Here is a 19,623-nt window from a genome sequence, read left to right as displayed (position 1 = left end):
ACAAGGGTGTTTTTTGTATTGTGGAAAAGTTTCGTCATATATGACAGAAATTTGAAGATAATAGAAAAAGATAAAAAAATGATAAGAGAGGGAAGCCATGACAGAAGAACAGTTAATACAGCGCAAAACCATGCTTCTTGCATTGTTTGAGGACCCGGCCTATGTTCCTATGAAATTAAAGGAGCTGGCTATGTTTCTCGATATTCCAAAGGAGCAGAGAGAAGATTTAAAAAAAGTTCTGGATATCCTTCTGGCCGAGGGAAAGATCGGTGTTTCACAAAAAGGAAAGTATGGAAAGCAGGACATTGGCTCCATAGCCGGAGTGTTTTTCGGGCATGCCAAGGGATTTGGCTTTGTGTCCGTAGAAGGGCTGGACCAGGATATTTTTATTCCGGAAGAAAAAACAGGGGGAGCTCTCCATGGAGACACTGTGCTCATTTCCACTGAATCAAAGCCGGAAAACGGAAGGCGGGCAGAAGGCCGTGTTATTAAGGTTTTAGACCACGCCAATAAAGAAATTATAGGATACTACCAGAAAAATAAGAATTTCGGATTCGTCATTCCCGACAACCAGAAAATCGCAAAGGACGTGTTCATACCTCAGGGCAAGGACATGGGAGCGGTAACGGGCCATAAGGTAGTTGTGAGGGTGACCGATTTTGGCGGCCCGGAAAAGAAGCCGGAGGGAATTGTTACAGAGATCATCGGACACGTCAATGATCCCGGCACAGACATTCTTTCTATTGTAAGGGCCTACGGGCTTCCGGAAGAATTTCCGGACAGCGTGATGAAACAGGTGGAAGCAGTTTCCGACCGTGTTTCAGATGAGGAGAGGCAGGGACGTCTGGACTTAAGGGATTTGCAGACGGTTACCATTGACGGCGAGGATGCCAAGGATCTGGACGATGCCATTACCATATCGAAAAAGGATGGGGTTTATACCCTTGGAGTTCACATTGCGGATGTGACCAATTATGTGACAGAATACAGTCCCTTGGATGAAGAGGCTTTGAGGAGGGGAACCAGCGTTTACCTTGTGGACCGGGTGATTCCCATGCTGCCTCATAAGCTGTCCAACGGAATCTGCTCTTTGAATCAGGGCGAGGACCGGCTGTCCTTAAGCTGTATCATGGAAATTGACGGTACGGGCAATGTCATGGGACACAGGATTGCGGAAACCGTCATCAATGTGGACCGCCGGATGACGTATACGGCTGTCAATGCCATCATTACCGATCGTGATGAAGCGGTTATGAAGGAATACGAAGATTTTATCCCCATGTTTGAACAGATGAAAGAGCTGGCTGACATTCTTCGGGAGAAGAGGAAAAAAAGAGGTTCCATTGACTTTGATTTCCCGGAGACAAAGGTGATTTTAGATGAACGGGGAAAACCGTTAGAGATCAAACCCTATGAGCGGAACGCGGCTACAAAGATCATTGAAGATTTTATGCTGATGGCAAATGAAACCGTTGCAGAGGACTATTTCTGGCAGGAGATTCCCTTCCTTTACCGGACCCATGACAATCCGGACCCGGAGCGGATGAAGAGTCTTGCCACTCTGATCAACAACTTTGGCCATTCCATCCGTTTTCACAATGGAGAGGTTTATCCCAAAGACGTGCAGAAGCTTCTTGCCAATGTCGAGGATACGCCGGAAGAGGCTTTAATCAGCCGTCTTGCCCTGCGCTCCATGAAACAGGCCAGATACACGGCAGCCAATACAGGCCACTTTGGTCTGGCGGCCAAGTATTATACACATTTCACCTCCCCTATCAGGCGGTATCCTGATCTCCAGATTCACCGGATCATCAAGGAGAACTTGAGGGCAGGATTAAGTGAGAAGAGGATCACCCATTATGATAAGATTCTTCCTCAGGTAGCCTCCCAGTCTTCCACTATGGAACGGAGAGCGGAAGAAGCGGAGAGGGAGACTGTTAAGCTTAAGAAGTGCGAATATATGGAAAAACACATTGGCGAGGCCTTTGACGGCGTTGTTTCCGGTGTGACAAACTGGGGGCTTTATGTGGAGCTTCCCAATACAGTGGAAGGATTGATTCATGTCAATCAGCTTCAGGATGATTATTATCATTTTGATGAGGAGCATTATGAACTGGTGGGAGAAACGACCAAAAGGGTTTATAAGCTGGGTCAGGCCATCAGGGTCGTAGTGGCAGGTACGGATAAGCTTTTGCGTACCATCGACTTTATTCCCGCAAGAGAATTTGACGGGGAATAACAGGAGGAAAGAAAATGGGGAAAGAAAGTTTTCGCTTGATTGCCAATAATAAAAAGGCATATCATGATTATTTTATTGATGAAAAGTATGAGGCGGGCATTGAACTGGCAGGGACAGAGGTGAAGTCCCTGCGCATGGGAAAATGCAGCGTTAAGGAATCCTTTGTAAAGATTGAAAAAGGAGAGATTTTCGTCTACGGCATGAACATCAGCCCTTATGAAAAGGGAAATATTTTTAACAAGGACCCTTTGAGGGTGAGAAAGCTGCTGCTTCACAAAATTGAGATCAAAAAGCTGGAGGCCAAGATCACCCAGAAGGGCTATACCCTGGTTCCCCTTCAGGTTTATTTAAAAGGCAGTCTGGTGAAGGTGGAAATCGGCCTTGCCAGAGGTAAGAAGCTTTATGATAAGCGGGATGATATTGCCAAGAAGGATCAAAAAAGAGAGCTGGAGAGAGACTTTAAGGTCAGAAATCTTTAGAAGGGGGGAAATCCTGTGGCACTTTATGATTATGCAGGGGCACTCAGGCGGGGGCGCAGGCAGTATCAGGCTTCTGTTTTAAAGGGGGAATACCCCTATCTGCCTGTTCTCGATAAGATACTGTCCCATACGGATATTGTTTCAGAGGTGGGCCTGGGAATCCGGGACATACCGCTGGATAAGATTGTGGGAACGAAAACCGAAGGCCGGACAACGGCCTTCGCCAGCAATTTCATGCCTCTTTTATCGGAAAAATCAGAGTTCGGGGCAAAGTGGGCTTATCTTTATGACCACCAGATCAAGGATGGAATCAGAGACCCTATTGTTGTCTACGAATTTATGAACCAGTATTATGTGGAAGAGGGGAATAAGAGAGTCAGCGTTTTAAAGTATGTGGGAGCGTTCAGCATCACGGCTTCTGTGACCCGCCTGATTCCCAAGAGGACCGATGACCTGGACAACAGGCTCTACTATGAATTCCTGGACTTTTATCAGGTGTCCTTTAACTGCGATGTCTGGTTCAGCAAGGAAGGCAGTTATGACAGGCTCATAAGGGCCATGGACAAGGTTCCCGGCGAGGTGTGGGGGGAAGAGGAGAGAGCTGTTTTCAAATCCACCCATGACCGTTTTTCCAAGGCATTCAGCGCTTTTCGGGGCGATGATTACGATATGACCTGCTCGGATGCATTTCTCGTGTATGCGGAACTGTTCGGATACGAAACCGTGCAGAACCGGCTGGAAAGCGAGATACGCAAGGACCTTGTGAAGATTAAGGATGAGCTTCTTTTAGCTTCCGGCGGCAACAAGATCGCTCTGGTGGAACAGCCGGAAGAAGTGAAGGAACAGGAGGAAAGCGCTCCTCTTAAACTGATCAACTGGCTCCTTCCCTTCCAGTCCAATGAGCCCCAGACTTTAAAAATCGCCTTCATCCATGCAAAGACGGAGGAAACCTCCAGTTGGACGTATGGGCATGAGCTGGGAAGGATGTACTTGGAGCAGGTGTTTGGCGATTCCGTCCAGACCATGTCCTTTTTCCTTGCGGACACGGAAGCTGAGATATCCCTTTCCCTCGATCAGGCCATTGCTGCCGGGTGTGATGTGATATTTACCACGGCTTCCCAGATGATCAGCTTAAGCGTCAAGGCGGCCATCGAGCATCCGGAGGTGAAGATATTCAACTGCTCTGTCAATATGTCCTATTCCTCGGTATGCACCTATTATGGCAGGATGTATGAATCAAAGTTTCTCATGGGAGCTCTGGCAGCGTCCATGGCCCGTGAGAATAAGCTCGGATATGTGGCGGATTATCCCATTTACGGGACGGTTGCCAACATCAACGCATTTGCTCTGGGGGCCAGAATGATCAATCCCTATGCGAAGGTCTATCTGGAATGGACCAGGGTGAACCACAGGGACGCCCATACTGAGCTGGAAAAAGAGGGGATTTCCTTTATTTCAGGAGATGACATGATCACCCCTCAGTCTCCTACCAGGGAATACGGGCTTTATCAGAAGCTCGCAGACGGAAGCTTAAAGAATCTGGCTACTCCCATCTGGCACTGGGGAAAGTTTTACGAAAAGATCATCAACAACATGTTCCGGGGCGGTTCGGGGAAAAAGCAGTTAAAAGGAAAGCAGGCCATCAATTACTGGTGGGGGATGTCTGCGGATGTGATCGATGTGATCTGTTCCCAGAACCTGCCTGACAGCACCAACCGGCTTATGGGATTTTTAAAAAGCTCGATCCGGTCAGGAAGCTTCCTCCCTTTTTCCGACATCATCTATTCCCAGGATGGCCAGCTTCGGTGTGAGGAGGGTACGAGTCTGACCTCTGAGGAGATCACCACCATGAACTGGCTGGCAGAAAATGTGGTGGGCAGCATCCCTTCCTTTGACCAGCTTACACAAGAGGCCAGGGTGCTGGTGCACCTTCAGGGCCAGACAATATACGAAGCAACAGATATGGAGGAAGAGAACCGTGAAAATCCTGGTACTATCTGACCATGAGTCAAAATCTCTCTATGATTATTACACACCGGAAAAGCTAAAGGACATTGACCTGATTATTTCCTGCGGAGATTTAAAGGCCAGTTATCTCACCTTTTTTGCCACCTTTTCTAAGGCTCCGGTGTTCTATGTCATGGGAAATCACGATTCCCGTTACCTGGAGCAGCCGCCGGAAGGGTGTACCTGCATTGAAGATGACATTGTGACCTTCCGGGGAGTCCGCATTCTGGGACTTGGCGGCTCTATGGAATACATACCTGATGCACAGAACCAGTATACGGAAAAAAAGATGGCCAGGAGAGTGCGCCGCTTGTGGTGGAAGCTTTGGAGGCACAAGGGCTTTGACATCCTGGTGACCCATGCTCCGGCCCGCAAAGTCAATGATCTTCCGGATCTGCCTCACCAGGGTTTTTCCTGCTTCCGGGATTTGATGGACAAGTATTCCCCAAAATACTTTCTTCACGGACACATTCATTCCAATTATGGAAATGCGTTTAAAAGAGAAGACAAGTACGGCAATACGGTGGTGGTCAATGGATATGAATACTGCATCATTGACTATCCGGAAATACCGTAGAACCCTGATCGGGTTCAGGCATAACCTCAGATTATGATACACATTCCTATTATTTAGTTGACAAATATAAGTTAGGTTGCTATCATTTAAATTACTATACAAAAAGGCAGGGATATGGATGGAAAGAATCGTATTATCATTGCTGGTTGATAACACCGCCGGTGTGCTCAGCCGTGTGGCAGGGCTGTTCAGCCGCCGCGGTTATAATATCGAAAGTCTTACGGTTGGCGTGACTGCGGATGAGAGATATTCCAGAATGACAGTGGTGTCTACCGGCGAACCGGAGATTTTAGACCAGATTGAAAAGCAGCTTAGAAAACTTGAAGATGTAAGAGACATCAAGGAGTTAAAACCGGGAAGTTCGGTATACAGAGAGCTTATTCTGGTTAAGGTCCGGGCGAATGCCAGTGAACGCCAGGCGGTCAGTGCCATAGCAGACATTTTCCGGGCCACTGTTGTAGATGTAGGAAAAGATTCTTTGACAGTCATGCTGACCGGTGACCAGTCAAAGCTTGACGCACTGATCAATTTGCTTGAAGATTACGACATTTTAGAGCTTGCGAGAACAGGTGTGACCGGGCTTTCCAGAGGTGCGGATGATATCCGCCACCTTCCCTAAGCAGCGGGTGTTTATGAGCAGAAGGAATTGCCTGTACTATGAACCAATTATGAGGAGGAAATAAAAAATGGCAAAGATTTACTATCAGGAGGACTGCAACTTATCTTTATTGGAAGGTAAGACTATTGCAATCATTGGGTACGGAAGCCAGGGCCATGCCCATGCGCTGAACTTAAAAGAATCAGGATGTGACGTTATTGTAGGCCTTTATGAAGGAAGCAAATCCTGGGCAAAGGCTGAGTCACAGGGATTAACAGTTTATACAGCAGCAGAGGCAACAAAGAGAGCTGATGTCATCATGATTCTGATCAATGATGAGACTCAGGGCATCATGTACAAGGAATCCATAGAGCCAAACTTAAAGGAAGGCGCTATGCTGATGTTCGCTCACGGCTTTGCAATCCATTTCGGACAGATCGTTCCTCCGAAGAATGTAGATGTTACCATGATCGCACCAAAGGCTCCAGGCCACACTGTAAGAAACGAATATCTCTTAGGCAGAGGAACCCCATGTCTCGTAGCTGTACACCAGGATTACACTGGTAAGGCAAAGGACAAGGCACTGGCTTACGCACAGGCTTTAGGCGGCGCAAGAGCAGGTGTTTTGGAGACAACCTTCCGTGTTGAGACTGAGACAGACCTTTTCGGTGAGCAGGCAGTTCTTTGCGGCGGTGTAACTGCGCTGATGAAGGCAGGCTTTGAAACTCTGGTGGAAGCAGGATACGCTCCTGAGAATGCATACTTTGAATGTATTCATGAGATGAAGCTGATCGTAGACTTGATTTTCGAAAGCGGTTTTGCAGGCATGAGATATTCCATCTCCAACACTGCTGAATACGGCGATTACATCACAGGACCGAAGATCATCACTGATGATACCAAGAAGGCCATGAAGAAAGTTCTTTCTGATATCCAGGACGGCACCTTTGCAAAAGACTGGCTGTTAGAGAACCGGGTAGGAGGCACACACTTCCATGCCATGAGAAATCATGAAGCAGAGCATGATTTAGAGAAAGTGGGCGCTAACCTTCGTAAGCTTTATAGCTGGAATGACGGCGGCAAAATGATCGACAACTAAAAATACTAGGGCGGCTGGAATGAGACATATTCCAACCGCCTTTTACATTATTCGTCAGCAGACATGGTCTTCATGACCTCAAAAAAGCTCTCCATGGCAGTTGACACGCTGCCTGAGTTGTAGGCAAAGCCTACGGTCCTCATTTTAATGTCGTTTTCTAAAGGAATCTGGACCAAATCGCCCCGGTCCAGCTCCTCCTGGACAAACTCCTTGATGACACAGCCGATTCCCAGACCGATTTTGGCAAATTCAATGATCAGGTCCATGGTGGTGACCTCCAAAAGCTGGTTGGGCACGATGTGGTTTTCGCTCATGTATTCGTCGATATACCTTCGCGTCATGTTGTTTTTATCCAGAAGGAGGATGTTTCCGGTCTGGAATAAATCTGCCTCTGTTCCTTCTCTTAAATAGAGGTTGTCCAGATACGATTTGGTGGTCACGAATACATCCTGGATATCCATCACCGGCTGAAACAGAAGGGGTCTGCGGTTGGAAGGCTCTGCCACCAGCCCCAAATCGATCTGGTGCTGTTCCAGCATGGTGACCGTGTGGGAAGTGGACTGGCTCTCTATGGTGATCTTGATATGAGGGTATTTTTCAATGAACTTTTTTAAATAAGGAAGAAGGATGTATTTGCAGAGGGTGTTGCTGACTCCGATTTTCAAATGTCCGATGTGAAAATCCTTGACTCGCTTCAGTTCCTGCTCTCCCCGTCCCAACTCCTCAAAGGCGGCCTTGGTGTGGTGGAAGAGAAGGTGTCCTTCTTCTGTTAACTGTACGCCTCTGGAGTTTCTGGTGAACAGGGCCACATCCAGGCTGTCCTCCAGCTTGCTTATGGACTTGCTGATAGCTGGCTGGCTGATATAAAGCTCCTTTGCGGCCTTGGAAATATTTCCGGCTTTTGCCACTTCATAAAATATTTTATACTGAGAAAGATTCTGCTCCATATTGTCCCCCCATTTCTTCCATAACTACCTATTATATTAAATATTCATATTATGTATATCTATTATATCAAGAAGTGTGCTAAAATGTAAAGCAAGTTTTGACAGCAGAAGAGTTGTTTCCTTATATAAAAGAAAAAATAAATTTCCTTAAGATGAGTCCGTAAGCGCCGGAGACTGAATCCGGCATTTGCGGGCTTTTATCTCAGGGAATTACAGGCCAGGGGAAGCGGCAGAAGGGATGATGTGATTCGTATGATAAAGACAAATGCAATGCGGATGCTTGATAAAGCGAAAATTGAATATGAGGTGAGGGAGTATGCGGTGGATGAACAGGACCTCTCCGGCAGTCACGTTGCGGATGTGATGGGTGTAAATCATGACAGCGTTTTTAAAACCCTTGTATTAAAAGGGGAGAAAATGGGATATTTAGTCTGCTGCATCCCTGTGGATCAGGAACTGGATTTGAAAAAAACGGCGAAAGCTGCCGGAGATAAAAAGGTTGAGATGATTCCCATGAAGGATTTACAGGCCATTACCGGCTATATCAGAGGCGGCTGTTCCCCTGTCGGCATGAAGAAACAATTTCCGACTTTTGTGGAAGAATCGGCTGTTTTACAGGAGAAAATTGCGGTCAGCGGCGGTTTAAGGGGAGTGCAGATTCTCATTTCTCCCCAGGTCCTGATCGCTTTTACAAGGGGCAGTTTTGCGTCACTCGTGTGACATTAGTTTACATAACACAAAAAACTTTTGGACAGGCTGTTTTTTGGAGGTAGAATAATTAACAGAAATGTAACAATATCGTAAAAAGTAAATAGGCAGATAATACAAAATAAAGAGGAAAAACAAGGCAAAAATAGTATCATACATACAAAAAATGAAAAACGATAAAAAGATTAGGGTTAAAATATCACAAAAATGTTAAATAACCATTGACTTTTTTAACAACCTTCTTCTATAATTACCAGCGTCACATGGAAACGGCTGTGAAATATGCTTGCAGCCCAGAAAGTGGAATTAGAGAAAAAGGAGTATGTATGCTTAGACTACGCTCAATCCTTCAGCAGATTTGTCAGTTTTTTGCAGGTATGTACCGGTCCTTCGCCGTGTTCATGGCTGGGGCGGCTGTCATTACCATTGCCACATTTCTTTCAGCAGGCTTTGGAAGCGGCAGCAGAAATATGCTGACAGTATTTGCGGAGACACCGGCACTTGAGGAATTGACCTCTGAAGCCGCCGTGAAAAAAGAGGGAACCGTTACGCAGGCAAAAGTACAGATTAAAATATCTGAGGCCAGAATGCAGGCCCAGCAGTTGGCCGGCAATCTTCTGGAAAAAGAGGTAATACAAAAACAGGAGCTGGCGGAACAGTCCCAGGCCCATATTGAACAGGTTAACCAGCAGATCGCCATAGAGGAAGAGGCTAAACGGCAGGCTGAGGAAGCGGCCAGAATAGCGGCGGAAGAAGCCAAAAGGGCAGAAGAGGAACGGGCCAGCCGCGCCATGGCTGTATCGTCAGAGGATTATCAGGTCTTGTTAAAAATCGTACAGGCGGAAGCCGGCATCTGCGATGACAAGGGGAAAATCCTTGTGGCTAATGTGATTTTAAACCGAGTGAGAAGCGGAAAGTTTGCCAACACCGTCAAAGGGGTGGTCTATGCGCCTTCCCAGTTTTCGCCGGTATCCAACGGAAGCATTAATTCCGTAAAGGTGACCAGTGAGACGATAGCCTGTGTGGACCGGGCTTTGGCAGGAGAGGATTATTCCAACGGTGCCTTATACTTCATGTACCGGAGAGGTTCCAGAAGCAGGGCAGTCAGTTGGTTTGACTCTCACTTAACTTATTTGTTCAAGCATGAAAACCATGAATTTTTTAAATAATATATTGTGAAATGTTCTGCTTTCGTTGTATACTATAGGAGTTCTGGAAAACTATATTATACACAAAAGGAGAGTACGAATATGATATTTGACTCAGCAAAACACCTTGATTTTTACAGAAACCTTGGAGTGGAAGGAAGATATGCAAAGGCAGTCGACTTCCTTAAAAATAATGACCTGGAAAACCTGGCGCCAGGAAAATATGAAATTGACGGCAAAAATGTGTTTGCCAATGTGACCGAATATACTACAATTTTGTGGGAAGAAGCGAAATACGAAGCGCATCATGATTATACTGATATCCAGTATGTCATATCCGGTTCTGAGACCATGACTTACGCACCGATTGAAGAGTTGGCAGAAAAAGTACCTTATAACGCAGAAAAAGATGTTGTATTTTACGACAATGAGAATCCTGGCCTGAGGGTGGTTGTAAAGGCCGGAGAATATATGATCTTTAATCCATGGGATGGACATAAGCCAAAGGCTGCCGCCGGAGAACCGGCTCCCATCAAGAAAGTTATTGTTAAAATCAAAGAAAATTAAAAAAATGGATTCGGCTCTTTTTCAGTGTGCCGAATCCGTTTTCATTTACGGTCTCCAGTTATCGGTGCCGCCTAAGACGGCTTCCTTTTCATACAGGGGCAGATCGCTTTCTGTCAGGCGGCGTACCCAGTCCGGGCGCTTTTCCATGGCTGCGCCGGGGCCAAAGCTTTTGTACTCTCCGTAAAAAGCGCTGGTATGGGCGGATTCTTTTCCCCAGTCATGCCAGCCTTCTTTGCAGATGTGGCTGCCCATATAGCAGTTGATCAGCACGGTCTTTGCGTACTCCCTCCAGGGGCGGCCCAGATACGCATTTTCAGGGGGACAGTTGCTTTCAAAGCGGCAGTCCTTCATGACGTAACCGTATTCCTGGTCCTTGGGGGTGGAGGCGGCAGTCACATAGCTGCTGATTTCCCTGCCGGTGTATTTGGAAAAAAAGGTGCAGTTTTCAAAGTAAGCCGTGGCGCTTCCGAAGATGAAATCAATGTCGCCCTCTAAGTAGCAGCCCTTGTAAAAGTGGCGTCCGTTGATTCTTGGAGCGAACTGCTTTGGCCCTGTAAAACCTCCCGGCTCCACTTCCTTTGGAGGAAGAGGTCCTGTAAAAAGAGTATCCTGCCCGCCTAAGAAGCGGCAGTTTTCAAAGAGGAGCCTGTCGCCGTCGGCGTAAAGGGCAAGAGCCTGGCCTGCGTCGGTTCCCTTTCCTGCGCAGTTTTCAAAGGTGATGTTTTTTGCGGTAAAATCGTGGGTATCAACCAGACAGGTGTAGGTGCGGAAGGTGCCCCTTTTGCTGCCATCCTCCATCTTCATAGAGGCGTGAAGGCTGCCGGAAATCACGGTGTTTTCTGCATCCTCCCCTATAAAGGCCACATAGGGAACTGTTACGGAAACCCGTTCCCGGTAAATGCCTTTGCGGATATAAAAAGTCTGCTGGGCGGAACTGTCTTTTGGAAGGGAAGCCAGAGCCTCTGTGATGGTTCTGAAATCGCCCGTTCCATCCTGGGAAATATAAATCATGTCATTTCTTCTTTCTGTGTTTTGTATACATAATCGGGAACATATCCTAAATATATCTATTTTATCCGGAATTTGCAAGGGAAATTTACTGCAATTGGTTTCTGAAAAAGAAATTTTTATTGATCAGAAAAATCTGTATTGACAAATTTTTTATATGGTGGTATATTCATAACACTATATGAGGGAGTAATTAGCGCCGTAAAAAGCGTGGTAAGTCAACATCCCTGGTTGTCAATCAGCCTGGCTTATCTTAAAGTATGAGACTCATGTACAGCTAACACTGTACTTGAGTCTTTTTTTTGTTGTTAAAAAGGTCAAGTACAGACTTGACTTTTTTTATTTTAAGGAGGGTACTTATGAAGGAGTATCTACAAGCATCAGAAGAGATTCTGGAAGGTTTAAGGACAAACAAAGAAGGTCTTTCAGAAGCAGAAGCCGCCTCAAGGCTGGAGAAAAACGGCAAGAACAAGCTGAAGGAGGCGCAAAAGGACTCTTTGCTGGTCCGGTTTTTAAATCAGCTTAAGGACCCCATGGTCCTGATCCTGATTGCGGCGGCAGCCATTTCCGGCGTCACGGCTGTGTATGCCCACGAGTCTTTTGCAGACGTCATCATCATCCTGGCGGTGGTTGTGATCAACTCTCTCCTTGGAGTTTATCAGGAGAGCAAGGCGGAAAAGGCGATTGAAGCTTTGCAGGCCATTTCAGCGGCCACTTCAAAGGTGAGGCGAGGCGGAAAGATTCAGACTGTAAAAAGCGAGAATCTGGTAGTCGGTGATATCATTCTTTTGGAGGCCGGTGATTCCATTCCCGCAGATGCCCGGCTGCTGGACAGCGCAAGCCTTAAGGTGGAGGAAGCTGCTCTGACAGGAGAGAGCGTTCCGGTGGATAAGATCATCAGCGTTTTAAACCTTGGCAGCCAGAAGGATGTTCCCTTGGGAGACCGTAAAAACATGGTGTACATGGGCAGTGCGGTTGTTTACGGACGGGGAAGTGCAGTTGTTACTGCAACGGGTATGGATACGGAAATGGGCAAAATTGCCGATGCCATTACCCAGGCACAGGAAAATGCCACACCTTTGCAGATGAGGCTGAATCAGTTGAGCAAAACCTTAAGCACACTGGTTCTGGGCATCAGCGTTTTCATCTTTTTGTTTGACCTGCTTCGCCTTTATCCCAATATTACGGGAGAGGGAATTCTGGAAACCTTCATGATTGCAGTATCCCTGGCAGTAGCAGCTATTCCTGAGGGTCTGGCAGCGGTGGTCACCATCGTGCTTTCCATCGGTGTCACCAACATGTCCAAAAGAAATGCGGTAATCAGAAAGCTGACTGCAGTTGAAACCCTGGGATGTACCAATGTGATCTGTTCTGATAAGACGGGAACCCTGACTCAGAACAAGATGACTGTCGTGGACAGCTTTTGTAAGGATGAACGGCTTTTGGGCCGCACCATGACCCTTTGCAATGACGCTCATTTAAATGAGTCCAATGCAGCAGAGGGAGAGCCGACTGAGGCCGCTCTCGTCAACTATGCTTACAAAATGGGCATTGCAAAGAATGCTGCCGAAGCCCTGACTCCCCGTGTGGGAGAGGCCCCCTTTGATTCCGGAAGAAAGCTGATGAGCACCGTACACCGGATGGAGGATGGAAGCTTTGAGCAGTACACGAAGGGAGCTCCCGACGTGCTGCTTTCACGATGCAGCTTTTACTGGGATGGAACTGACCGGCAGCCTATGACAGAGGCGCTGAGGGAAGAGATCACAAAGGCCAATAAAGACCTTGCTGACCAGGCCCTGCGCGTTCTGGCGGGTGCTTGGAAGCGCCTGGAGAAGCTGCCGGAGGATATGAGTCCTGAGGCCCTGGAAAAAGACCTCTGCTTTGTGGGTCTGACCGGAATGATTGACCCTATCCGTCCGGAGGTAAAACCGGCCATTGCAGAATGCAAGTCCGCGGGTATCCGCACTGTGATGATCACCGGCGACCATAAGGATACGGCAGTTGCCATTGCAAAGCAGCTTGGAATCATTAAAGACGGGTCAGAGGCTCTGACAGGAGCGGAATTAAACGAATTAAGCGATGAGCAGTTGGATGCAGAGATTGTGAAATATTCCGTCTATGCCAGGGTGCAGCCGGAGCATAAGGTGCGCATCGTAAAGGCATGGCAGAACAAAGGCATGATCGCCGCCATGACGGGAGACGGGGTCAACGATGCTCCCTCCATCAAAACAGCCAACATCGGAATCGGTATGGGAATTACAGGAACCGACGTTACAAAGAATGTGGCTGATATGGTTCTGGCTGATGACAACTTTGCCACCATCGTCAATGCGGTGGGAGAGGGACGGAGGATTTATGACAACATACGAAAGGCCATTCAGTTTTTGCTGTCCTCCAACCTTTCTGAGGTGCTTTCCATCTTCATTTCCACTGTTTTAGGATTTACGATCTTAAAGCCGGTTCATCTGCTTTGGATCAACTTGATCACCGACACCTTCCCGGCTGTTGCCCTCGGCATGGAGCGGGAGGAGTCTGACACCATGAGCTGCCCGCCAAGAAGTTCCAAGGAAGGGATTTTCTCCAAAGGCCTGGGCTTTGACGTGATCTGGCAGGGTGTGATGATCACCGGAGTGACGGTTCTCGCTTACTTTGTGGGACACTATATCGAGTCCGGAGTGTTTGAGGTTGCGGAAAGCCCTGACGGCATGACTATGGCCTTCCTGACCCTTTCCATGGCAGAGATGTTCCATTCTCTGAACATGAGAAGCAGAAGGCATTCCATTTTCCAGGTGAAGCATCACAACAAATATTTGTATGCAGCAATGATCGCCTCCTTCCTGCTGACGACTGCGGTCATATTCATTCCCCCTATGGCGCAGGCGTTCCAGTTTGAACACATTTCCCTGACGGAATATTTCGTTTCCATGGGTCTGGGTGCCATTGTGATTCCCATTGTGGAGATCATCAAATTCTTCCAGAGGCTTTCAGACAAGAGATCACAGGCTTCCTGATTGAGAATGTTGTATTAAAAGTATCCGGCATGAGGACAGAAAACTCATGCCGGTTATTTTTTTGTGCAAAATGCGGGTGCAATGGAAGTGGGGTGATTAAAAATATGATACAAATTCAGGCATAAAAAGAGTATATTATTTGGCGGTTATGAATAAGAATTATTGACATTTGAATGACATGATGAGATAATGACTAAAAAGTCAGATGCCGCATAAGGAGGGTTTTATATGTCAACAAAAGCTTATTACCCAATTCATGAAATTGGAAAGGACAAACCGGGCTTTTCAGCAACCAGATCCATCATTGAAACGCCTTTTTACGGGAATAATGTGGTTAAAGTCAATACGCTTAGAGAGGCATATGAATTGGCCTTAAATTCACCGGGAACCATTGTCACGGACATGCCTGTTTACAGGGGCGAGGAATTCGGCCTTGACCGGGAGGCAAAGGTTCTCTTATTCAACGACGGAGCTATTTCCGGACGTTATGCTGCTGCGAGAAGGATTGCAGGAGAACCGGGAGTTGACTGCAAGGCTCTTGACAGGGTCATTATGGATGCCGTTTATGAAACACGCTGGAAGACCATGTACCATGCAGAGGTTTATGTAGGGCTCGATTCGGAATTCATGGCAAAAGCTCATTTACTCATTCCGGAAGGAGAAGAAAATATTCTCTATAACTGGATGCTGAATTTCCAGTATATGTCCGATGAATACGTCCGGATGTATCATGGCTCCAAACCAATAGGCGAAGGAAAGGAACCGGATATCTACCTGTTTTCTGATCCGCAGTGGAACGGGTCTGACCGTCCGGGTGTTGACTTATCCTGCTTAAGCGATCCAAAATGCCTGTGCTATTTCAATACCGAACAAAACTGCGCTGCAATCCTGGGCATGAGATACTTTGGAGAGCATAAAAAAGGCACTCTTACCATGGCCTGGGCTCTTGCCAACCGCAACGGCTATGCTTCCTGCCATGGAGGTCAGAAGAAATACACCTTAAATGACGGCACCAGCTATGTTGCCTCTGTGTTCGGATTGTCCGGATCGGGAAAATCCACACTCACCCATGCAAAGCACGGCGGAAAATATGGTGTTACAGTGCTTCACGACGATGCCTTTGTCATCAACACAGATACGTGTGCGTCAGTTGCCCTGGAGCCTACATATTTTGACAAGACCCAGGACTACCCCACAGGATGTGAAGATAACAAATACCTTCTGACTGTCCAAAACTGCGCCTGCACATTAGATGAACACGGAAAAATCCAGTTGGTGACAGAGGATATCAGAAACGGAAACGGACGTGCCATCAAGTCTAAGATATGGTCTCCCAACCGTGTGGATAAGATCGAAGAACCGGTCAATGCCATTTTCTGGATTATGAAGGACCCGACCCTTCCACCGGTGGTGAAATTAAAAGGGGCTTCCCTGGCTTCTGTTATGGGTGCGACCCTCGCTACCAAGAGAAGCTCTGCGGAAAGGCTTGCAGCGGGAGCGGACCCCAATGCCCTGGTGGTGGTGCCTTACGCCAATTCCTTCAGGACCTATCCTCTGGCAAATGATTATGAGAAATTTAAGAAATTAGTGGAAGAAAAGAACGTAGACTGTTATATCGTCAACACCGGCGAGTTCATGGGGAAAAAAGTTCAGCCAAAGGACACTCTGGGCATCCTGGAAGCCATTGTGGATGGGACAGGAGAGTTTAAGCAGTGGGGACCTTTCTCTGATATTGAAATTCTGGAGTGGGAAGGGTTTGTTCCCGATCTTGATGACGAATATTACAGAGAGCAGTTAAAAGCCCGCATGAAGGAGAGAGTCAGCTTTGTTGAAAAAACTGCTGTCTTAAAAGAAGGGTATGATAAGCTTCCGGAGGACGCTTTGGCAGCCATTCAGAAGGTTGTTTTCGAATTAAAATAATAAGACCTGCGAAGATGAAAGGGAATTTTTTTACATGAAAAAAGAATATCTGCTGTTTGATTTAGACGGAACTCTGACGGATTCCAAGGAGGGGATCACCAAATCGGTTCAATACGCTCTTAAGGCTTTTGGAATTGAGGAGGAGGATTTAGACCGGCTCTGCTCTTTTATCGGTCCGCCGTTAAAGGACAGCTTCATGAAGTATTACGGTTTCAGCGAGGAGGATGCGAAGAGGGCAGTGATTGTTTACCGGGAATATTTTTCAGCCAGAGGCCTGTATGAAAACAGGGTTTATGAAGGGGCGGAAAAAGTGCTGCAATCCCTTTTGGATTCCGGGAAAAAGCTGTATGTGGCTTCCTCCAAGCCGGAGTATTTTGTCCGTAAGATTTTAGAGCATTTTCACATGGACTCCTATTTCCGTTTTATGGGAGGCTCGGATATGGAGGAAGTGAGAGGGCAGAAGGCCGATGTGATCCGGTATGTGCTGGAGGAATGCGAAATCATTGACTGGGATAAGGCGGTCATGATCGGTGACAGGGAGCACGATATTCTGGGAGCAAAGGAAGTGGGAATCGATTCGGTGGGAGTGCTTTACGGCTTTGGAAGCAGACAGGAGCTGGAGGAGGCGGGAGCAGGAGCGATTGCCGAAACGATCTATGATTTAGAGCTTCTTTTCTGATACTTGTATCCTTTTGATTTCAAAAAAATAAAAACTGACAGGAAAAGGAACTTGAAAAATAGGCTGAAGTGTTGTATACTAAAAACCATAGAAACAGCGTGAAAGTAATTCCTGGAATGTGCGACACTCTTACCTTTTTGAACCTACATTATGACATCAGGGATTCCAATATTTTCAGGTGGATGCCAGGCCTCCTTAGCAGTGGAAGGCAAATACCTGAGTGAGGTTACCCACCTAGCAAAGCTAGGCGTCAATAAGTAAGAACCGGCATTTTGGGGTTACAAAAGAAAAAAGCAGCGAGAAATCGCTGCTTTAACTTTTCTGTACAAAATATAACTAAAATTAAGAGGGTTCATGAACAGAAAAAACTTTATTGGATTTGTGGCTGGAATTCCTCTTCTGGTGATCATTCTCATCATCATCATTTTGATCAGTGAACGGGAACCGGAAGGAATATCGAGAGGTGCTGCTTATAAGTCGGCTGCGCTTCTTCTTTCTGACAGGGAAAGCTGCGAAAAGCTGCTGGCTGACCAGGAACAGGAATACTTTTCGGAAAAGGAAAAGAACCACTGGTATGTAAAATATATGAATTATCTCTATGCAGGCGGTTATCTGGATATAGAGAAAACGCCGGCGGCAAAGGAGATTGCCGAAGGCTTTTTGACGTATGAGGATGCAGAAAGCCTGGCGGAAGCCCTGGTTCCCGGATCAGGAGAGGCTGTACATAAGGGCGGTAAAAAGCAAAAGGAACAGATTCCTGCCGATCAGTGGTGGGACTTATATGAGGGGCTGAGAAAAGAACTGGATGGAGACGGCAAGATCAGGGAGGTTGAGGTTCTGCTTTACGGCACTCCTGCCAACATAAAGACAGCACCGGCCTGGACGGCTTATACGAGCGGAGGAAGCTTTGGATTTGAAGGCGTCAGCCTGGATTCCTACATAGACTGGGAGGTGAAGCTTCTGGTAAAAGGGAGTGAGATCATCGCCTTAAAAGAAGGGGTGACAGATTCTGTTACATATAAAAACGTGTGGCTGACTTCGGGAGAGGGAGACACTTTCCGCATTTACGTGGGATCGGTGATGCGCAGCTTCCCCCTGGAGGCTTCTTTGGGGCAGCAGTCGGAATTTGCCAACAACATCGCTGATATCAGTTTAAAAAGAGGGCGCCTTCAGAAGGTCACCTTAAAGAAAAAGAAGGTAACCGGCAAGGTGCTGGCTGTGAAGGAGGACTCCATCGAGGTGGAGGGTTACGGCAGTTTAAAGCTGGATAAGGATTTTAAGGTTTACCGGCTGTACGGCCAGCTTGAGGAAAAGTCCATATCAGATATTCTCGTTGGATACGACATCCAGGAGTTTGTGGTGGCCCACGGCAGAATAAGCGCAGCCCTTTTGGTGAGGGAATTTGACGCAAAGAGCCTGAGGGTTCTTTTGATGAATACGAATTATCAGTCCATTTTTCATCCGGAGGTGACTTTGTCCGCTCAGAGCGGACTGTCCTTAAGTTATGGTGAGGAGAGGGTTGAGATTCCGCCCGGAGCAGAGGTGATTATCAATGCTTCTGATGAGCGGTTAAAGGATGGAAGAATCGTGGTGTCGCCTTTGGATTCAGGTGATTCCATATCCGTCAATTCCATCAAGCGGTCTTACGGCACGCCGTATTACGATGGGGCCATTGAGATCAGAAAAGAGCCTGAGGGCCTGCTTCTGATCAATGAGCTTTATCTGGAAAACTATCTGACAAAGGTGGTTCCCAGTGAAATGCCTGATAATTACGAAAAGGAAGCTCTAAAAGCCCAGGCAGTCTGTGCCAGAACGTATGCTTATCGCCAGATTCAGGGCAACACCTACAGCCAGTACGGCGCTCATGTGGATGACAGCACCAGATTCCAGGTTTACAACAATTTAAAACCGGGAGTAAAGACTGAGGATGCTGTGCGGGAGACTTACGGAAAGCTTTTGTTTTATCAGGAGACACCCATTGAAGCATTTTATTTTTCCACCTCCTGCGGACATACAACGGATGGCAGCCTGTGGGGAAGCGACCCGGCCCTGTATCCTTACCTGGATGGAAGCCTGCTTCAGGAGAGCAGGGGAGTTTTGAATCTGTCCACCAATTCGGATTTTGATGAATTTATAAAAAATAAGGATTATCCCTCCTATGATTCCTCTTTTCCCATGTACCGCTGGGAAACCACGGTTACCAACCGCCAGTTGGAGGAGGAGATTACAGAGGTGGGTTCTATCTTAAATATCACTGTGACGGAACGCGGCGTGGGAGGAATCGTCAAAAAGCTGAGAGTGGAAGGTTCTGACGGCATCATGACCATTAACGGCGAAAGCCAGGCCAGGGCAAAGCTGGGAAATAAGTACATGACCATAACGAAAAAAGACGGGGGCCTGATGAAGGATTTCGATTCTCTTCCCAGCGCCTATCTTTCCATTGAAAATGCAGGCGTGGATGACAATAATATCACCACCTTCCGCATATACGGCGGCGGATACGGCCACGGGGCCGGAATGAGCCAGAACGGGGCTCAGGCTATGGCAAAGGAAGGAAAGGGATATGAGGATATCTTAAAATTCTTCTACCACGGGTCAGAAGTCCGGGAAGCTGAAATCAGCAAGGAATGAGAATG

15 protein-coding genes and 1 other RNA gene are annotated in these 19,623 nt (G+C 47.1%); 14 read left to right on the top strand and 2 right to left on the bottom strand.

Features of this window, described 5'->3' with window-relative positions; genetic code table 11:
- Nucleotides 1–130: 130 nt before the first annotated feature.
- From rnr to ilvC, 6 genes are all read left to right on the top strand, one after another.
- Nucleotides 131–2,239, top strand: a complete 2,109-nt coding sequence (gene rnr / locus QM657_RS09400) for a ribonuclease R (RefSeq protein ID WP_415066415.1) — start codon at nt 131–133, stop codon at nt 2,237–2,239.
- 14 nt (nt 2,240–2,253) lie between these two features.
- Complete coding sequence (gene smpB / locus QM657_RS09395) at nt 2,254–2,718, top strand: SsrA-binding protein SmpB (RefSeq protein ID WP_415066376.1); 465 nt, start codon at nt 2,254–2,256, stop codon at nt 2,716–2,718.
- Between the two features lie 15 nt (nt 2,719–2,733).
- A complete protein-coding gene (locus tag QM657_RS09390; RefSeq protein ID WP_415066375.1) occupies nt 2,734–4,719 on the top strand; it encodes a BMP family ABC transporter substrate-binding protein in 1,986 nt (661 codons plus the stop codon).
- On the top strand, nt 4,697–5,302 hold the full coding sequence (locus QM657_RS09385; protein WP_415066374.1) for a metallophosphoesterase family protein: 606 nt from the start codon (nt 4,697–4,699) through the stop codon (nt 5,300–5,302). The genes QM657_RS09390 and QM657_RS09385 overlap by 23 nt, the downstream gene beginning before the upstream one ends.
- A 118-nt stretch (nt 5,303–5,420) precedes the next feature.
- Nucleotides 5,421–5,921 (top strand): acetolactate synthase small subunit, encoded by a 501-nt coding sequence (ilvN, locus tag QM657_RS09380; RefSeq protein ID WP_415066373.1) that lies wholly within the window; start codon nt 5,421–5,423, stop codon nt 5,919–5,921.
- A 67-nt stretch (nt 5,922–5,988) separates the two neighbouring features.
- A complete protein-coding gene (gene ilvC, locus QM657_RS09375) occupies nt 5,989–6,999 on the top strand; it encodes a ketol-acid reductoisomerase (RefSeq protein WP_415066372.1) in 1,011 nt (336 codons plus the stop codon).
- A 47-nt stretch (nt 7,000–7,046) separates the two neighbouring features.
- Here the strand turns inward: ilvC and QM657_RS09370 are convergent, their stop codons facing one another.
- A complete protein-coding gene (locus QM657_RS09370) occupies nt 7,047–7,946 on the bottom strand; it encodes a LysR family transcriptional regulator (RefSeq protein ID WP_415066371.1) in 900 nt (299 codons plus the stop codon).
- A 252-nt stretch (nt 7,947–8,198) separates the two neighbouring features.
- On the opposite strand from QM657_RS09370, the gene ybaK reads away from it, so the two are divergent.
- The 3 genes from ybaK (at nt 8,199) to QM657_RS09355 (ending at nt 10,369) form a co-directional block, all read left to right on the top strand.
- A complete protein-coding gene (gene ybaK, locus QM657_RS09365; protein ID WP_415066370.1) occupies nt 8,199–8,666 on the top strand; it encodes a Cys-tRNA(Pro) deacylase in 468 nt (155 codons plus the stop codon).
- A 314-nt stretch (nt 8,667–8,980) separates the two neighbouring features.
- Nucleotides 8,981–9,823, top strand: a complete 843-nt coding sequence (locus QM657_RS09360; RefSeq protein ID WP_415066369.1) for a cell wall hydrolase — start codon at nt 8,981–8,983, stop codon at nt 9,821–9,823.
- A gap of 81 nt (nt 9,824–9,904) precedes the next feature.
- Nucleotides 9,905–10,369: a YhcH/YjgK/YiaL family protein gene (locus QM657_RS09355; protein WP_415066368.1), complete on the top strand. Its 465-nt coding sequence runs from the start codon at nt 9,905–9,907 to the stop codon at nt 10,367–10,369.
- A 45-nt stretch (nt 10,370–10,414) separates the two neighbouring features.
- Here the strand turns inward: QM657_RS09355 and QM657_RS09350 are convergent, their stop codons facing one another.
- On the bottom strand, nt 10,415–11,380 hold the full coding sequence (locus QM657_RS09350; protein WP_415066367.1) for a pectinesterase family protein: 966 nt from the start codon (nt 11,378–11,380) through the stop codon (nt 10,415–10,417).
- Between the two features lie 356 nt (nt 11,381–11,736).
- Here QM657_RS09350 and QM657_RS09345 point away from each other — a divergent pair, with 356 nt between their 5' ends.
- From QM657_RS09345 to QM657_RS09325, 5 genes are all read left to right on the top strand, one after another.
- Nucleotides 11,737–14,388 carry a cation-translocating P-type ATPase gene (locus tag QM657_RS09345; RefSeq protein WP_415066366.1) on the top strand — a complete coding sequence of 884 codons (2,652 nt, stop codon included), beginning with the start codon at nt 11,737–11,739 and terminating at the stop codon, nt 14,386–14,388.
- A 228-nt stretch (nt 14,389–14,616) separates the two neighbouring features.
- The gene (locus tag QM657_RS09340; protein WP_415066365.1) at nt 14,617–16,308 is read left to right on the top strand and encodes a phosphoenolpyruvate carboxykinase (ATP); all 1,692 of its coding nucleotides are present in this window, start codon (nt 14,617–14,619) and stop codon (nt 16,306–16,308) included.
- A gap of 34 nt (nt 16,309–16,342) precedes the next feature.
- The gene (locus QM657_RS09335) at nt 16,343–16,987 is read left to right on the top strand and encodes an HAD family hydrolase (RefSeq protein ID WP_415066364.1); all 645 of its coding nucleotides are present in this window, start codon (nt 16,343–16,345) and stop codon (nt 16,985–16,987) included.
- Between the two features lie 105 nt (nt 16,988–17,092).
- Nucleotides 17,093–17,270, top strand: a non-coding RNA gene (gene ssrS / locus QM657_RS09330) — 6S RNA.
- Between the two features lie 71 nt (nt 17,271–17,341).
- Nucleotides 17,342–19,618, top strand: coding sequence for a SpoIID/LytB domain-containing protein (locus QM657_RS09325; protein WP_415066363.1), 2,277 nt, complete (start codon nt 17,342–17,344; stop codon nt 19,616–19,618).
- Nucleotides 19,619–19,623 lie beyond the last annotated feature (5 nt).

The sequence above is a fragment of the Lacrimispora sp. genome, from assembly GCF_047605665.1.
Taxonomy (GTDB): Bacteria; Bacillota; Clostridia; order Lachnospirales; family Lachnospiraceae; genus Lacrimispora.
Note: the sequence above shows the minus strand (reverse complement) of the source record. Positions and strands in the feature narration are given on the sequence as shown.

Coding starts and splice junctions, on each gene's coding strand:
- rnr (WP_415066415.1), top strand. CDS start 131: ATGCTTCTTGCATTGTTTGAGGACCCGGCCTATGTTCCTATGAAATTA.
- QM657_RS09350 (WP_415066367.1), bottom strand. CDS start 11,380: ATGATTTATATTTCCCAGGATGGAACGGGCGATTTCAGAACCATCACA.
- QM657_RS09335 (WP_415066364.1), top strand. CDS start 16,343: ATGAAAAAAGAATATCTGCTGTTTGATTTAGACGGAACTCTGACGGAT.
- QM657_RS09360 (WP_415066369.1), top strand. CDS start 8,981: ATGCTTAGACTACGCTCAATCCTTCAGCAGATTTGTCAGTTTTTTGCA.
- ilvN (WP_415066373.1), top strand. CDS start 5,421: ATGGAAAGAATCGTATTATCATTGCTGGTTGATAACACCGCCGGTGTG.
- QM657_RS09370 (WP_415066371.1), bottom strand. CDS start 7,946: ATGGAGCAGAATCTTTCTCAGTATAAAATATTTTATGAAGTGGCAAAA.
- QM657_RS09345 (WP_415066366.1), top strand. CDS start 11,737: ATGAAGGAGTATCTACAAGCATCAGAAGAGATTCTGGAAGGTTTAAGG.
- QM657_RS09355 (WP_415066368.1), top strand. CDS start 9,905: ATGATATTTGACTCAGCAAAACACCTTGATTTTTACAGAAACCTTGGA.
- smpB (WP_415066376.1), top strand. CDS start 2,254: ATGGGGAAAGAAAGTTTTCGCTTGATTGCCAATAATAAAAAGGCATAT.
- ilvC (WP_415066372.1), top strand. CDS start 5,989: ATGGCAAAGATTTACTATCAGGAGGACTGCAACTTATCTTTATTGGAA.
- ybaK (WP_415066370.1), top strand. CDS start 8,199: ATGATAAAGACAAATGCAATGCGGATGCTTGATAAAGCGAAAATTGAA.
- QM657_RS09325 (WP_415066363.1), top strand. CDS start 17,342: ATGAACAGAAAAAACTTTATTGGATTTGTGGCTGGAATTCCTCTTCTG.
- QM657_RS09340 (WP_415066365.1), top strand. CDS start 14,617: ATGTCAACAAAAGCTTATTACCCAATTCATGAAATTGGAAAGGACAAA.